This is a genomic window from Fructilactobacillus ixorae, assembly GCF_024029915.1.
Lineage (GTDB): Bacteria > Bacillota > Bacilli > Lactobacillales > Lactobacillaceae > Fructilactobacillus > Fructilactobacillus ixorae.
Map to the genome: position 1 here is coordinate 291,243 of NZ_CP097478.1, position 15,709 is coordinate 306,951.

Sequence of the window (15,709 nt, forward strand, 5' to 3'; positions counted from 1 at the left end):
TTGGAACGAGTTAATTTAGATGGGAGTCGAAAAACATGACAAAGTACATTTTTGTAACTGGTGGCGTGGTATCCTCACTAGGAAAGGGAATTGTGTCTGCTTCACTCGGACGGTTATTGAAAAATCGAGGCTTGAGTGTGACGGTGCAAAAGTTTGATCCCTACATTAACGTGGACCCAGGAACGATGAATCCGTACCAACACGGCGAGGTGTTTGTGACGGAAGATGGGACCGAAACGGACCTTGATTTGGGCCACTACGAACGGTTTATTGATAACAACTTGAACAAGTATTCCAACGTCACGACGGGGAAAATTTACCAAGAAGTTCTCGATAAAGAACGGCACGGTGATTATCTAGGGGCCACCGTACAGGTGATTCCCCACATTACTGGGATGATTAAAGAAAAGATCGTGCGGGCCGCCACGACAACGGATGCTGACATCGTGATCACCGAAATTGGGGGAACGGTTGGTGACATTGAATCATTGCCGTTCCTAGAAGCCATTCGGGAAATGCGCAACGAAGTGGGCTTTGATAGTAGCTACTACATTCACACCACCTTGGTTCCGTACCTAGAAGCTGCGGGGGAAATGAAGTCTAAACCAACCCAACACAGCGTGAAAGAATTACGAAGCGTGGGGATTCAACCCGATATGCTAGTGTTACGTTCGGAAAAGGAAATCCCAGAAAGCATGAAGAAAAAGATTGCCATGTTCTGTGACGTTAACGAAAAGAGCATTATCGAATCAATTAATGCGCCCAACCTTTATCAATTGCCACTAAGCTTCCAAAGTCAGGGGATGGATGACCAAATCCTAGACCACTTTAAAATTAAGGCACCCGAAGCTGACATGGACGACTGGAAAAAGCTCGAGCACCACATTCGCCACCTCAGTAAAACGGTGAACATTGCGTTAGTCGGAAAATACGTGAAGCTGAAGGATGCTTACATTTCAGTAGATGAAGCGCTTCGGCACGCCGGATATGCGGCCGACGTCGATGTTAAGATTACGAACATTGACGCCGAAAAAATCACGGATGAGAACGTAGCCGACGTATTAGCTGGCTTTGACGGAGTGATTGTGCCCGGCGGTTTTGGTAGTCGGGGCATCGAAGGAATGATTACTGCGATTCGCTACGTGCGTGAAAATGACATTCCGTTCCTGGGGGTTTGCCTAGGGATGCAGGTTACGACGATTGAATACGCGCGTGACGTATTGGGTTATCAAGATGCGAACTCAACGGAATTTGACCATGATACGAAGCACAATGTAATTGATCTCATGGCCGATCAAAACGACGTGTCCGGCATGGGGGGCACCCAACGACTCGGAGCCTACCCAGCTAAGTTAAAACCAGGAACCCAAACCGCTGCGGCTTACGACAATCAACCGGAGATTTCCGAACGGCACCGCCACCGGTATGAATTTAATAACAAATTCCGCCAGGAGTTAGAGGACGCCGGCTTGGTCATTGCCGGGACCTCCCCTGACAACCGGTTGGTAGAAGTGGTGGAAGTTCCGAACAAACAATTTTTTGTGGCGGCGCAGTATCATCCAGAATTCCTGTCGCGGCCGAACCGTCCAGAGGGCCTATTTAAAGCCTTCATTGCTGCTGCCGCTCGCCATCAGCAAGCTGAACCCACCGCATAGATTTTCAAGCTCAATCTAGGTAATGTATTGTAATCTGGCTGTTTTTTACTTATGATTGAAGTCGTGATAATTAAGTAAGATAGCGAGGATTAGATAAAATGAGTATTATGAAAATCCACGGGGGCCGCTCGCTTCACGGAGAAGTGACCATTGGTGGTGCAAAGAACAGTGTGGTCGCGTTAATTCCCGCCGCCGTTCTAGCTGACAGCCCAGTAAAATTTGATATGGTTCCCGACATTTTAGATGTTCATAATTTGATGTTAATTCTCCAATCAATGAATGTATCATCCTACTTTGCGGATGGCGTATTACAAATTGATCCAACTAAAATTCAAACTGGTCAACTACCAAGCAAGGCCATTAAAAAACTGCGAGCCTCCTACTACTTCATGGGAGCTCTGTTAGGGAAGTTTCACCGCGCGGTGATTAGTTTCCCCGGGGGTGATAACATTGGACCCCGACCAATTGACCAACACATTCGGGCCTTTGAAGCCCTCGGGGCGCACGTCACGGAGAGTGGGGACACCGTTTACATTGATGCCACTGAAAACGGGTTAATTGGAGCGCCAATTTTCTTTGAGATGGTTTCCGTCGGCGCCACGATTAATGCCATTTTGGCCGCCACCCGGGCTCAGGGAGTTACCACGATTCATAATGTGGCGCGTGAACCAGAAATCGTGGACGTCGTGGCCTTTTTAAACGAAATGGGTGCTCACATTACGGGCGCTGGAACGGACGTGATTCGGATTGAAGGGGTAGATCATTTAGAAGCCAAGCAAACCCACATGGTGATTCCAGACCGGATTGAGGCTGGGACTTACCTGTCGTTGGCCGCCGCCGTGGGGGAAGGCATTCTGATTAAAAATGTGATTCCACAGCACTTGGAGCCGTTTACCCAAAAGCTCCAGGAGATGGGAGTTGATTTGACCATCAATGACCATGACATCTACGTCAACCAGCCCCAGCAGTTACGGGGCGTGCAGATTCAAACGGCGCCGTTTCCAGCGTTTGCGACCGATTGGCAGCAACCAATTACTCCACTGTTGTTAACCGCACAGAGTGAGAGTGTAATTACCGATACGATTTATCCGCAACGGCAAAAACACGTGGGGCAGTTACAAAAAATGGGGGCACAGATTCGGGTGAACGCTAAGCGTCAAATCATTGTCGAACCCACGCCGCACTTACATGGGTCCGTAGTAGCGGCCGGCGAGATTCGGGCGGGGGCCGCGCTCATGATTGCTGGATTAATGGCTGATGGAGAGACTGTCATTGAAGAAACAGATAACATTTTACGGGGTTACGATAACATTGCCCGGAAGTTAACCGACTTACATGCCGACGTGGAGTTACTACCGAGTTCGGACTAGCGTAGGTTGCACGTCAGCTAGATTAGTGATACACTACAACAGTTGAATTATGCAAAATCAATCTCTGGGTTTTATAAATTCAGGGCAAAGGAGCGAAATTATTATGAAAAAAGGAATTCATCCAGATTTTCATGAAGTAGTTTTCCAAGATTCCGGGACGGGCTTTAAGTTCATCACGGGTTCAACGGCTACTTCAGACCAAACGATCGAAATGGAAGATGGAAAGACGTACCCATTGATCCGGGTTGAAATTTCATCTGATTCGCATCCCTTCTACACTGGGAAGCAAAAGACTGCTCAAGCCGATGGGGCGGTGGACCGTTTCAACAAAAAGTATGGCTTTGCCAACTAATTATTATGTTAAAAAAGCTTCTTCCAAACGGAAGGAGCTTTTTTATTGGTTAAGCTTGGTTAGTTTGCCGTAACGTTTTGGTTTCGTTTAAGACGAGGCACAAATTGATAAAGACCAAGAGGGCCGTGGATAGAAACACACCGGAGTAACCAAATAGGGACGAAACGAGCGAGCCAATCATGGGGCCGGTAAAGTTACCGACGGCTTGAAATGATTGGTTCCAGCTGAAGATGCGTCCGGTTACTTGGGCCGGGGTGTTTTTAGCGATGATGGCCTGCACGGCGGGGAGCATACAAGCATTTGAAACCCCGAGCAAAAAGCGCAGAGCCATTAGTTCCCAAACGTTGGTTACAAAGGCCATCGGAATGTAGAGTAAAATCGCCAGGATAAAGCCGAAGATCATGATTTTTTCCGACCCAATTCGATCACCGATGCCACCCAAACGGGGCGCCGCGACGAGCGTTGAAATCCCAGGCACCGCGGCGACAATCCCACTAAAGAAGGTGACCGCCGGGCTCCCATGCATGATTTGCTTAACGTAGAGAGAGAGAATCGGCGAGATCGAATTATTGGAGGCTTGAATGATCATGGTGGTAATGAACATCCCTAAAATTAACTTGGGATAGGGCAGAACGTGAATCACTTCCTTGGTGTGTAAGTTATCTTCCTTGGCAACCGGTTGAAACTTTTCCTTAACAAAAAAGAGGGTAACAAAGAAGACCACTAACATCAGGGTTCCGGTGATGAAGAAGGTGACCCGGTAGCTAAAGATGGAGGCTAAGATTCCCCCTAGAAAGGGGCCAAAGAGGGCACCAGATACCCCTCCCGTGGCTAAAATCCCGAGGGCCTTTCCACTTTCTTTTTTGGGCACCTGAATGGCCAACAGGGCGTTTGAATTCGGCATGTAACCGGAAAAAATCCCCTGAATGAAACGGAGGCCGATGATCATCCACACGTTGGTGGCCAGTCCCATTAATAAGACGCAGATCGCCATCCCTAACGAAGCTCTTAGTAACATTACGCGCCGCCCATAGCGATCGGCGAGACTGCCCCAGAGCGGGGAGACGATGGCTGCCATGATAAAGGAGGCCGAAAAGGCCAAACCACTGTAAATGCTTAGTTCACTGTGCGTGTAGTTTCCCAAAGTTTCAATGTATAAAGAAAGAAAGGGCATTAATTCGCTAAACCCCATACTGGTCAGAAATAAACCGACCCACAGGGCGATTAGGTTTCGGTGCCAAATTTGCTTGGGGACCGTAAAGGCGGGTTGTTCGGCCGATTCTGATTCAGCTTCACTCATACAGACGCCTCCTGTCGTGCTTGTTGCATGGTTGTTAACCACAATGGCAGGGCGGTGTTTAGCATTTCGTAGGTGGTTTCAAACTTGTGTGTATACCAGGGATCGGCAATGCTAACCCCTTGTTTTCCGGGCACGATGTCCAGACACAGGTGAACCTTACTACGTTCCCTAGCGGGCAGTAAACGCTGTACGGCAGCCAGGTTAGCGGTATCCATGGTAATAATGTAATCAGCGTTGTGACAATCTGCCTGAGTAATCTGGTGCGCCCGGTGGTCACTAGCATCTAAGTGATGATGTTGTAGCACGGCTAGGGCATCCGGATGAGGTGGATTACCAACTTCCTCGGTGCTCGTGGCGGCCGAGGTAATAACGTAATCATCACTGAGGTCGTGGTCGGCAACCAGCTGGGTAAACATGGCTTCTGCCATTGGAGAACGGCAAATGTTACCCAAACAGACGAATAAGACGTTCGTTGGTTGCAAAGTAATTCACTCCAATCTAAAAAATAACTTAGTATCATCTATCATAGCAAATTCAGGGGCAAAACGGCATTGATTTGATTAAGGCTTAATTTATTGGGGAAACTTATTAATTTATTGTTTTTTAATTACTGCGAGGGCGTATAATTGGTAACGATTGAATCTAATTAAAGGGGTGAAACCATGTTACACAATCTCATTTATCTGCGTGTGAGTCTTACAGAGCAATTTGGCATTGCGTGGGGAATTAACGCTGCGGATTTCATTAACGGGATTAGAGAAATTCCGCACAGTATCCTGCTGTTAAATGATGATTTTGAACGCTCCAATCGATATAATTCGCATGCTAAATTTCCGTTAGTCATGGGTCGAAGTCAGGTTCGAGAGTATATTCTGGGTGACCAGCCCGGGGGGAATCGTCACCAGTGGCTGGACTACCAAACGGAAGATGGCATTGACTCCCTGACGGATGGTGAGATTGCGGACCTGCTGTACCTTGGTCACATGGGAATTCCGACGTACCGGCGTACGCCCTTTTTGGGCAAGTTGCACAATGAAATTGTATACGTAGGGGGCAATAATGGGTTTAAACGAGTCTACTTTTTAAACTTAATTGAGCAGGATCACATTTTAGCGTTGAGCATCAAGCGTCATCTGCGGGAATTTCGGAATGCGAAACGGCTGTTTTCCCGTCCGCTGCCCATTAAAGATTTGGAACAACCGATTCTAACTCAACTGGTCCAATTAAGCCGGCGAGGAGTCATCCTAGCCTTTGAGCTGACGAAGGAACAGCATCGACGTTTTGAAATTCCTTTGTTAAGTAAGAAAACGGAACAAGATAAGGTTGTGTGGGGGAGTGCCGAGCAACTCCAAGCCGAAACGCAGCAAGTCGGAACGCTGACCTACAATACGATTAGCAACAAGTGGACCATTGGTGTGAATCAGGTGCATGAAGCGACCGATCTGAATGATTTTGTTTAGCCAATCCGGCGGTGCTAGATTAATGGTATAATTAGATAGATTGCATTTTGTGCAGAACACTTGCACCAAATAGGAGTATTAATTTATGAGAATGAAACTGGATGAAATCGCCCGGGCGGTGGATGGAACGCTCCAACCGGCCACGGCAGCGCCCCTTGAAGTTACCTCAGTAGCTTTTGATAGTCGAAAGCTAAGTGCCGGGGCGCTCTTTGTTCCCCTCCAGGGCGATCGCGACGGACATGATTACTTGCCAAGCGCAATTGACCACGGAGCGGTGGCCACTTTGTGGTCAACGACGCGGGCGCAAAGCGCCCCCGCTGATTTTCCAGTCATCCTAGTTGCCGATCCGTTGACGGCGTTACAGCAGTTAGCGCAGTATTACTTGGCAAAGATTAACCCGAAGGTCGTTGCGGTCACGGGCAGTAACGGGAAGACCACTACCAAAGATTTGATTGCCTCGATTGTTAAAACGAGTTTTAACGTGACAAAGACTCAGGATAATTTTAATAATGAAATTGGGGTTCCATTTACCATTCTAGCGATGAACTCGAACACCGAGGTGTTAGTGATTGAGATGGGAATGGATCGCCCCGGCCAATTACACCGGCTGAGTGAACTGGTCACCCCAGACATTGCGGTGATTACCATGATTGGGGAAGCGCACATTGAGTTTTTTGGCACGCGGGCAAAAATTGCCGAAGCAAAGTTGGAAATTACCGACGGGCTTCAAGATGACGGGTTCTTTGTTTACGATGGCGACGAACCCCTCTTAGCGAACCAACCGTTAGCCACCAATCCCCAACGGGTTACCTTTGGGCGCCAGGGCACTAACGACATTTATCCCACCACGATTACGGAAGGCGACGAATCAACTCGCTTTGAAACGAATCGTTGGCAAGATTTTGAGTTTATGCTCCCGTTGATTGGGAGTTACAACGTCAACAATGCTCTTGCAGCGTTAAGCGTCGGAGAACTGTTAAAGATTACCCCGGCCAAAATGCGGGAAGGATTAGCTAATCCAGCGTTAACTTCCAATCGGGCCGAATGGTACGAGGGAACCCAAGGAGAGCGCATCCTTAGTGATGTGTACAACTCGAACCCGACGGCGGTCACCGCGGTGTTAAAGGCGTTTGAAACGACTAAGACAACTGGAAAGCGGATCGTGGTGTTAGGAGACATGCTGGAATTAGGTCAGGATGCTCCTGCGATGCACGCTGAATTAGCGGCTGATTTTGATCCTGAGCAGCTGGCAATGGTCTTTTTGGTGGGTACGAACATGGCGCACCTCTTTACCGCGTTAATGGACCGGTATCAACCAGAAGCAACGCTCTTTCACTATACAGCCACGCAACTGCCGGAGTTAATTACGACGTTACAGCAGCACATTGACCCTGGTGACGAAGTGTTACTAAAGGGAAGTCACGGCATGCACTTAGAAAAAGTGTTGCACGCATTGACCACCACGATTGATTAATTCTGACTTTTGTTGTACGATGGAGAAGTTGTTTTTTTCACAAAGTACGACATTAGCGCACGCACCAAATTAGTAATTCATAAACCAGATTACGAGCGCAGTACGAAAAACGGATTTTTTTCAAGCCCGGGATTGAGTTTATGATGATGTTTCAATTAGGAGGAACACATTTGAATTTTCAAGATTTAGGACTATCTGATAGTCTGTTAGCAGCAGTGGCAGCCAATGGTTATACAGAACCAACTGCCATCCAGGCCCAAACCATTCCGTTAACTTTAAACGGTGACGATGTCTTGGGGCAAGCCCAAACGGGGACGGGAAAAACCGCCGCTTTTGCCCTCCCCATTTTACAGGGAATTGACGTCAACGACCCGAACGTGCAGGCCTTAGTAATTTCACCGACGCGGGAATTGGCGATTCAAACGCAACGCGAAATCCAGAAGCTAGGGAAAGCTGAGGGGGCCCGGGCTCAGGTTGTTTACGGGGGTTCGGACATTCGCAAACAAATCTATGATTTGAAGAAAAAACCCCAAATTATTGTGGGAACCCCGGGACGGTTGTTGGATCACATTCAACGCCGGACGTTAAAACTAGACCACGTCCGCTTTTTGGTCTTAGATGAAGCTGACGAAATGCTGAACATGGGCTTTTTGGAAGACATCGAAAAAATCATCAAGCAAACGCCATCTGATCGGCAAACGATGCTGTTCTCTGCAACGATGCCCGATCCCATTAAACGGGTGGGCGTTCAGTTTATGACCGACCCCAAACAGGTGAAGGTGAAGGCAAAAGAGTTAACGACTGATTTAGTTGATCAATACTACGTGAAGGTTCGGGATAACGAGAAGTTTGATACCATGACGCGGTTATTTGACGTTAACCAGCCCAAGGTTACCATCATTTTTTGTCGGACTAAGCGCCGGGTTGATGAAGTTGCAAAGGGGTTAGTAGCCCGTGGGTATCAAGCAGCTGGCTTACATGGCGATTTAACCCAGAACCGGCGGACACAGATTATGAACGAGTTTAAACGAGACCAGATTAATTACCTCGTTGCGACCGATGTGGCAGCCCGGGGAATTGATGTATCTGGAGTTACCCACGTGTATAACTTTGACGTGCCCCAGGATCCAGAAAGCTATGTCCACCGAATCGGCCGGACAGGACGAGCCGGCCACCATGGCGTGTCAGTTACGTTCGTGACACCGAGTGAAATGAGCTATCTGCGGGGCATCGAAAAACTAACGAAGGTGCGGATGTTACCACTGAAGCCACCTACGGCCGACGAAGCCTTGGCCGGACAATTACAATTTGCTGAGGCAGATGTGGCTAACCTGGTGAAGAAGACGGATACCAGTCGGTTTGCAGACGTAGCCAACGATTTATTGACGCAGTACGACAGTGTTGATCTCGTGGCGGCGTTCTTAAACGAACTATCGAGAGATCAGGTTCAGGTCCACATTACCCCGGAACGGCCCCTGAAAAATCGGGGTGGTCATGGCAACGGGCGGCGTGGCAACTACCGTGGAAATCGCCGCAATGGTGGTAGTAACTACCGTGGAAATCGGCGCAATGATCATCGCGACCGGGGTGGCGATCGGAAAGGTTCCCGCAAGAACAACTTTGTCATTAAAGATAAACACTAAGTAACTCCCCAAGTCTTTTAGTCAGATGACTAAAAGACTTTTTTACTGGCTGTTTATTAGAGTCAAAAAGTGGTGTGAAAGCTTCGAACCGGTCGGACTTTGCGAATTGGGCTAAAATGATATAATGAGAACAATTCACGCACGGGGAGAACATGATGGTAATTGGAAAAAATCGAAACGGACAAATTCTCATCAATGAAACTGCGATTCGCCACAACGTCCAGCAGGCCGTGGACCGCTTACCACGCGGAACGGAACTGTTTGCCGTCGTGAAGGCGGATGGCTACGGACATGGTGCGGTGGTTTCGGCCCGGCTTGCGCAACAAGCTGGGGCCACTGGTTTTTGTGTGGCCATTCTAGATGAAGCCATTCAGTTACGTGAGGCAGGGTTCGTCACGGAACCAATTTTAGTGCTCGGATTGACCGATGTAGCGCAACTCGCGTTGATTACAAAGTACCAAATTACGGTGACGGTGGCGGACGTGGCGTGGCTACACGACGCGCAACGGGTGCAACAGGCGCTGGGGCTTACCGCACCAATCAAGTTTTTCCTCGCTTTAGACAGTGGAATGGGGCGGATTGGGCTGCAGACGCCGGCCGAGGTGGTTAATTTTGTCCGGGATTACGCCACGTTACCGCCTGTTTTTGAGTGGCAGGGGGTGTATACCCACTTTGCAACGGCCGATAGTCCTGAGCAAGAGTATTTCGACTTTCAAGTGGCTAATTTTCGGGAATTATTGGCTCAATTTCCGCACCGACCGCGCTATGTTTCCGTAGCTAACTCTGCCACCGATTTATGGCATTCCATTCCAGAGGCCAATTTAGTTCGGTACGGGGTGGCGATGTACGGGTTAAATCCCGCGGGAACGGCCCTGACGCCACCGTTTCCGCTGGTTCCAGCGCTCAGTTTAACCTCGGAGTTGGTCTATGTAAAACAGGTGCAACCCGGCCGTTCCATTGGCTATGGAGCGACCTATCAAGTGGACACGCCCCAGTGGATTGGAACGGTGCCGATGGGGTATGCCGATGGACTGCGGCGTGATTTGCAGGGCTTTTTTGTTCTAATCAACGGCCAACGGTGTCCAATCGTCGGACGCGTGTGCATGGACCAGTTGATGGTAAAATTACCAAAGCACCTTCCGGTCGGCACTAAAGTGACCATCATTGGAACAGACCAGGGCCAAACCATTTCCCTCCAGGCAATGGCCGAGTATTGTCACACGATTCACTATGAATTAGCGTGTGGATTTTCAACCCGCGTCCCCCGGCGTTATTACGCAGGGGATGCCCAAACAAAGGGCTTGAGGTGATTTGAGATGTTACAATATCAACTTCAACAGGCAACCCGCATTCGCCAGCCACTGGCATCTGCTTTTTCAGCCACTAAGGTGCAACCTAGTGGGGAGCACTTTGCTGGGAGTGCCGTTCAAAATCAGCTGGCTTACGGCTACCAATTAATGGCGGGCTTAAACCAACAAATTGTGGATGAATATTCTGCTTGTCAGTACGAAGCGATTTTTAACCTCCTAAAATATTACGATGAAAAGCTGTAACCACGAACTTTTAGAATGAAAGGTTAGATTTAATGAGTGAAACACCGATCAAGCGTGGCGACGTTTTTTTTGCCGATTTATCGCCAGTAGTTGGTTCGGAACAAGGGGGGTTACGCCCCGTTTTGATCATTCAAAACGACATTGGAAACCATTACAGTCCCACGGTAATTGTGGCGGCGATTACGGCTAAAATTAGTAAACCACGGATGCCAACTCACATTGCCATTGCGGCACGTCAAACCGGAATTGAACGGGATTCGGTTATTTTACTGGAACAAATCAGAACGATTGATAAGCAACGACTAAGAGATCAAGTTACTCACCTCCCGGATGGCATCATGGCTCGGGTTGATCAGGCGCTTGCCTTGAGCGTGGGGGTTGATTAGTCGATAGACTACATATGAAAACCAGAGGGTGGGCAACCAGTCTCTTTTTTGCATTAACTTAACGGAAAGAAGGATGGTACCAATGAAAATGATTGTTGGATTAGGAAACGTGGGAGCAAAGTACGCCGGGACACGACATAATACCGGGTTTATGGCGGTCGATCAGTTTGCAAGCGATCACCAAATTGCAATCACCCAGCAAAAATTGGGGGCGTTAGTCGGCTCTGGAGTAATTGACGGCGAAAAGGTGTTACTGGTAAAACCCGTTACCTACATGAACGAATCCGGTCGAGCGGTCCAACCACTGCTGGCTTTTTATAAGCTCAGCCTTGCTGATTTGGTTGTTGTGTATGATGATATGGACCTGCACGTCGGGCGGATTCGATTGCGAACACATGGTTCGGCAGGTGGCCACAATGGGATTAAGAGTCTGATTGCCCACTTAGGGACGGATCAATTTAACCGGATTAAGGTCGGAACGGATCATCCTCAGCGCGAAAGCGTGGTGAAGTACGTGTTAAGCCGGTTTAGTTTAGAACAACAAGGCCCCCTCGCAGAAGCGCTTGACCACACGACCCAGGCGCTTGATGAATGGGTGGCCGGCACTGATTTTCCTAAGTTAGAAAATGAATTTAACTAGTCGCTAACGACCAGAAAGGATTATCGTGAAATTAACCGAAGTTTTTGAAGCGCTCCCCCAGTACCAAACAATCATGGATCAACTCCAGCCAGCATCCCGCCAATTGGTAACTGGGACCAGTGGTAGTGCACAGAAATTACTGTTACAGACCATGGTCCAACAACGCCAGCAACCGCTCTTGTACGTAACCGATACGTTAGAACACGCTGAGCAGGCCGTTAAAACTTTTAGTACTGGTTTGACTGATGTGCCCGTACTTCTCTTTCCAGCCGAAGAGTTAGTGGCCGCTGAAGTAGCCACCAGTTCTCCAGAATTTCGGGCGGAACGGGTTCAGGCAATGGAGGCCTTGGTGGCTGGCAAGCCGGCGGTCGTGGTTGCGACCACGGCGGGTTTGAAACGTTATTTACCAGAACCCACTGCTTTTCAGGCAGCGGCCCTGACCGTAAACCTCGGAGCTGACTGGGAACGGGCGGCCCTTCAGACTCAGTTGGTGGAAATGGGATACGTCCGCAAGAATCTAGTCGCAGTGCCTGGGGAATTTGCGATTCGTGGTTCCATTGTCGATATCTATCCGTTAAACGCCTCTGATCCGGTTCGCTTAGATTTTTTTGATACGGAGGTTGATTCTCTGCGTAGTTTTGCCGTGGCGACCCAACGGAGTATTGAAAATTTAACGACAGTTACGATTCTTCCAGCGACGGATTTCTTGCCAACGGCTGCCGACCGAGAACACGCTCGCCAGGCGATTCACAAGCAGTTAACCACGCTTACTAATGAGCAGGCGCGGACCGAATTAGCCGAACTAGCTCAGGAAGTGACGACCAAGGTCACGGATCCCGCTTGGCAGGCCTATGCCTCGTTATTGTTTCGAAAAGAAACGTCAATTTTGGCGTACTTACCAGCTACGGGCGTGGTTGCATTCGATGATTACCAACGAATTCGGGAGGCTAATCAGCAACTCGAACGCGATGAAGTAAACTGGCAGACCTCGGTTTCTGCCCAGCATCCGGGATTAGCAGACCAAAAGGTGAGTTTAAACCTCACCACGGTTTTAAAAGCAAGCCACCAGCCATGGTTACTCTTGTCCCTATTTCAAAAGGGCCTAGGACGGATGCGCTTGGATGACATCAGTGAGATTAAGGTCCGACCCATGCAACGGTTTTTTGGACAGATGCCCATGCTTAAAACCGAAATGGAGCGCTACCAGTCCGAACAGACGACCGTTGTAATTATGGTGGGCAGTCAGGACCGTCTAGCAAAGGTGCAACAAACGTTGCAGGATTTTGGGGTCAAAGCAGTGGCCACCACCCTTTCCACGTTGGTGCCAAGTCGCATCCAAATTGTAACGGGAACGCTGCAGGAGGGGTTTGAACTGCCAGCCGCGAACTTTGCGGTGTTGACGGAACGTGAACTGTTTCAGCGGGTTACAGAACGCGCTAAACCCCAAAGAATCCGGCACCAGCGCTTTACGAATGCGGAACGGATTAAAAGTTACACGGACTTAAAGCCCGGGGACTATGTCGTACATGTTAACCACGGAATTGGGCGCTACGATGGCCTGCAAACCATGGAAGTGGATGGGAAACACCAGGATTACCTCACCATCACCTACCAAAAAAACGCCCAAATTTTTATTCCCGTGACCCAACTGAATTTAATTCAAAAGTACGTGGCGGCAGAAGGTCAAGCTCCCCGGTTGAATCAACTCGGGGGGAACGAATGGGCTAAAACCAAAAGTCGGGTGGCGGAAAAAGTTGATGATATGGCGGATGAACTCGTTGACTTATACGCCCAACGGGCCCAGACGCCGGGCTTTGCCTTTCCTGCTGATGATGCCTACCAGGCCGAATTTGAAGCGGCGTTTCCCTATCAACCAACTCCCGATCAAATTCGGAGTACCGCTGAAATTAAACATGACATGGAACAACCCCACCCGATGGACCGGTTGTTAGTCGGCGACGTGGGCTACGGGAAAACGGAAGTGGCCATGCGAGCGGCGTTTAAAGCCGTGGAAGCGGGGAAGCAGGTGGCCTTCTTGGTGCCAACGACCGTGTTAGCGCAGCAACATTATGAAACTTTGACTAGTCGCTTTGAGGATTTTCCGGTTGAGATTGGCGTTTTATCACGGTTTAACAGCGCGCAGCAAACCAAACAAACCCTGGCGGATTTAAAGGCTGGTCGCCTGGATATCCTAGTGGGGACCCACCGCTTATTATCCAATGATGTGCAGTACCATGATTTAGGACTGTTAATTGTGGATGAAGAGCAACGGTTTGGGGTCAAGCATAAGGAAAAACTAAAAGAATTAAAGCAAAATGTTGACGTCCTAACGCTCACGGCCACCCCCATTCCACGGACTTTAAACATGTCGATGATGGGGGTTCGGGATTTATCCGTGATTGAGACACCACCTGCGAACCGGTACCCAATTCAAACCTACGTGATGGAACAAAATGACGCCGCAATCGTCGATGGAATTCGGCGCGAACTCCAACGCGATGGTCAGGTTTTTTACATGCACAATCGAGTGAAAGACATCGAGCAAAAGGTGGACAAGTTACAAACATTACTGCCGGATGCGCGAATTGGTTACATTCACGGACAAATGACCGAACGGCAGATGGAACAGATTTTGTACGACTTTATGAACGGACAGTATGACGTATTGGTAACGACCACCATTATTGAAACGGGGATCGATATGCCTAACGTCAACACGTTATTCGTTGAAGATGCCGATCGAATGGGGCTTGCCCAGTTGTACCAAATTCGGGGTCGGATTGGGCGTAGCAATCGAGTCGGCCAGGCGTACTTCATGTATCAACCTGACAAGGTGTTGACCGAAGCGGGCGAAAACCGGCTGGAGGCCATTAAGGACTTTACGGAGTTAGGGTCCGGCTTTAAGGTTGCCATGCGGGATCTGTCCATCCGCGGCGCTGGAAACGTGTTAGGCCGGGCCCAGCACGGGTTCATTGATTCGGTTGGTTATGATATGTATACCAAGATGTTAAATGATGCGGTGGCCCGCAAACAGGGGCAGGCAACCCAACCAACTCATCCCGATGCGAGTGTTGATTTGGGCGTTGAAGCTTATCTTCCTGATACGTATATTCCAGATCAACAACAAAAAATTGAAATCTACAAGCGGATGCGTCAGTTAGAAAATCACGATCAGTTTACCGAATTACAAAGTGATTTAATTGACCGGTTCGGTGAGTATCCGGTGGCCGTGGCTCGCTTACTTACGATTGATTTGATCAAGTCCCTGGCGGATGAAGCGTTTATTGAACAAATTAAGCGGACGGGGCAGACCCTGACCGTGACCTTTAGCCGTCAGGTTTCAGACGCATCGCAGAGCCAGACAATTTTACGGGCGCTGGCTACCACCAAGTTTCGGTCGACAATTAAACAGGTTAACGGTCGGTTTCAAGTTAACCTCGTCATTCAACCAACGATGCCGGAAGAAGAGTGGCTGGCGCAACTTAACCAGTTTGTGCAGGCCTTAGTGTCTCAGGATCAACCAGAAGTAGCAACTCGAAAGGATGAAATGAATGCGAATTGATAAATTTTTAAAATTAGCCCGGATTATTAAACGACGTTCGGTTGCCAAACAGATTACCGACCAGGGGCGGGTCCTTATTAATGCTAAACCCGCCAAGTCTTCGAGTCAGGTTGGTGTTGGCGATGAGCTGACGATCAAGTTTGGGAACAAGACGTTGACCGTTCGGGTGCGGCAGGTTTTGCAAACCACCAAGAAGGCGGATGCTAGTTCGATGTACGAAGTGGTCAGCGAAGAATACCAACGGGATTACCAAAAAGAAGCCGATGAGTTATTGTAAAGTACAATTTCTTGTTGTATCATGACTAACAAGGATA

The 15,709-nt window shown here is 48.9% G+C and carries 14 protein-coding genes; 12 read left to right on the plus strand and 2 right to left on the minus strand.

Annotation, left to right across the window (positions count from 1 at the left end; all coding sequences use genetic code 11):
- The first annotated feature begins 35 nt into the window (after positions 1–35).
- The 3 genes from pyrG (at position 36) to M8332_RS01380 (ending at position 3,377) form a co-directional block, all read left to right on the plus strand.
- Positions 36–1,655, plus strand: a complete 1,620-nt coding sequence (gene pyrG, locus M8332_RS01370; protein ID WP_252780403.1) for a CTP synthase — start codon at positions 36–38, stop codon at positions 1,653–1,655.
- 98 nt (positions 1,656–1,753) lie between these two features.
- Positions 1,754–3,025 (plus strand): UDP-N-acetylglucosamine 1-carboxyvinyltransferase, encoded by a 1,272-nt coding sequence (murA, locus tag M8332_RS01375; protein ID WP_252780404.1) that lies wholly within the window; start codon positions 1,754–1,756, stop codon positions 3,023–3,025.
- A 103-nt stretch (positions 3,026–3,128) separates the two neighbouring features.
- Positions 3,129–3,377 carry a type B 50S ribosomal protein L31 gene (locus M8332_RS01380; protein ID WP_252749777.1) on the plus strand — a complete coding sequence of 83 codons (249 nt, stop codon included), beginning with the start codon at positions 3,129–3,131 and terminating at the stop codon, positions 3,375–3,377.
- A 49-nt stretch (positions 3,378–3,426) separates the two neighbouring features.
- Here the strand turns inward: M8332_RS01380 and M8332_RS01385 are convergent, their stop codons facing one another.
- Both M8332_RS01385 and M8332_RS01390 read right to left on the minus strand, forming a co-directional pair.
- Positions 3,427–4,677 carry a multidrug efflux MFS transporter gene (locus M8332_RS01385; RefSeq protein WP_252780405.1) on the minus strand — a complete coding sequence of 417 codons (1,251 nt, stop codon included), beginning with the start codon at positions 4,675–4,677 and terminating at the stop codon, positions 3,427–3,429.
- The gene (locus tag M8332_RS01390; protein WP_289847024.1) at positions 4,674–5,159 is read right to left on the minus strand and encodes a low molecular weight protein-tyrosine-phosphatase; all 486 of its coding nucleotides are present in this window, start codon (positions 5,157–5,159) and stop codon (positions 4,674–4,676) included. Before M8332_RS01390 ends, M8332_RS01385 begins: the two co-directional genes overlap by 4 nt.
- Positions 5,160–5,339: 180 nt before the next feature.
- Between M8332_RS01390 and M8332_RS01395 the strand changes: the two genes are divergently transcribed.
- The 9 genes from M8332_RS01395 to M8332_RS01435 all read left to right on the plus strand — a co-directional run bounded on the left by M8332_RS01395 (position 5,340) and on the right by M8332_RS01435 (position 15,672).
- Positions 5,340–6,137, plus strand: coding sequence for a hypothetical protein (locus M8332_RS01395; RefSeq protein WP_252780407.1), 798 nt, complete (start codon positions 5,340–5,342; stop codon positions 6,135–6,137).
- A gap of 85 nt (positions 6,138–6,222) precedes the next feature.
- The gene (locus M8332_RS01400) at positions 6,223–7,611 is read left to right on the plus strand and encodes a UDP-N-acetylmuramoyl-tripeptide--D-alanyl-D-alanine ligase (protein ID WP_252780408.1); all 1,389 of its coding nucleotides are present in this window, start codon (positions 6,223–6,225) and stop codon (positions 7,609–7,611) included.
- A 170-nt stretch (positions 7,612–7,781) separates the two neighbouring features.
- The gene (gene cshA, locus M8332_RS01405; protein ID WP_252780409.1) at positions 7,782–9,254 is read left to right on the plus strand and encodes a degradosome RNA helicase CshA; all 1,473 of its coding nucleotides are present in this window, start codon (positions 7,782–7,784) and stop codon (positions 9,252–9,254) included.
- A 155-nt stretch (positions 9,255–9,409) separates the two neighbouring features.
- Entirely contained in the window at positions 9,410–10,564 is a 1,155-nt protein-coding gene (alr, locus tag M8332_RS01410) for an alanine racemase (RefSeq protein WP_252780770.1), read from the plus strand.
- A 6-nt stretch (positions 10,565–10,570) separates the two neighbouring features.
- Positions 10,571–10,807 (plus strand): hypothetical protein, encoded by a 237-nt coding sequence (locus tag M8332_RS01415; protein WP_252780410.1) that lies wholly within the window; start codon positions 10,571–10,573, stop codon positions 10,805–10,807.
- A 32-nt stretch (positions 10,808–10,839) separates the two neighbouring features.
- A complete protein-coding gene (locus M8332_RS01420; protein WP_252780412.1) occupies positions 10,840–11,193 on the plus strand; it encodes a type II toxin-antitoxin system PemK/MazF family toxin in 354 nt (117 codons plus the stop codon).
- A gap of 82 nt (positions 11,194–11,275) precedes the next feature.
- Complete coding sequence (gene pth, locus M8332_RS01425) at positions 11,276–11,833, plus strand: aminoacyl-tRNA hydrolase (RefSeq protein WP_252780413.1); 558 nt, start codon at positions 11,276–11,278, stop codon at positions 11,831–11,833.
- A gap of 25 nt (positions 11,834–11,858) precedes the next feature.
- Entirely contained in the window at positions 11,859–15,395 is a 3,537-nt protein-coding gene (gene mfd / locus M8332_RS01430; protein ID WP_493559040.1) for a transcription-repair coupling factor, read from the plus strand.
- On the plus strand, positions 15,385–15,672 hold the full coding sequence (locus M8332_RS01435; protein WP_252780414.1) for an RNA-binding S4 domain-containing protein: 288 nt from the start codon (positions 15,385–15,387) through the stop codon (positions 15,670–15,672). Before mfd ends, M8332_RS01435 begins: the two co-directional genes overlap by 11 nt.
- Positions 15,673–15,709 lie beyond the last annotated feature (37 nt).

Coding starts and splice junctions, on each gene's coding strand:
- M8332_RS01435 (WP_252780414.1), top strand. CDS start 15,385: ATGCGAATTGATAAATTTTTAAAATTAGCCCGGATTATTAAACGACGT.
- alr (WP_252780770.1), top strand. CDS start 9,410: ATGGTAATTGGAAAAAATCGAAACGGACAAATTCTCATCAATGAAACT.
- M8332_RS01395 (WP_252780407.1), top strand. CDS start 5,340: ATGTTACACAATCTCATTTATCTGCGTGTGAGTCTTACAGAGCAATTT.
- murA (WP_252780404.1), top strand. CDS start 1,754: ATGAGTATTATGAAAATCCACGGGGGCCGCTCGCTTCACGGAGAAGTG.
- pth (WP_252780413.1), top strand. CDS start 11,276: ATGAAAATGATTGTTGGATTAGGAAACGTGGGAGCAAAGTACGCCGGG.
- M8332_RS01415 (WP_252780410.1), top strand. CDS start 10,571: ATGTTACAATATCAACTTCAACAGGCAACCCGCATTCGCCAGCCACTG.
- M8332_RS01385 (WP_252780405.1), bottom strand. CDS start 4,677: ATGAGTGAAGCTGAATCAGAATCGGCCGAACAACCCGCCTTTACGGTC.
- M8332_RS01420 (WP_252780412.1), top strand. CDS start 10,840: ATGAGTGAAACACCGATCAAGCGTGGCGACGTTTTTTTTGCCGATTTA.
- M8332_RS01400 (WP_252780408.1), top strand. CDS start 6,223: ATGAGAATGAAACTGGATGAAATCGCCCGGGCGGTGGATGGAACGCTC.
- M8332_RS01380 (WP_252749777.1), top strand. CDS start 3,129: ATGAAAAAAGGAATTCATCCAGATTTTCATGAAGTAGTTTTCCAAGAT.
- pyrG (WP_252780403.1), top strand. CDS start 36: ATGACAAAGTACATTTTTGTAACTGGTGGCGTGGTATCCTCACTAGGA.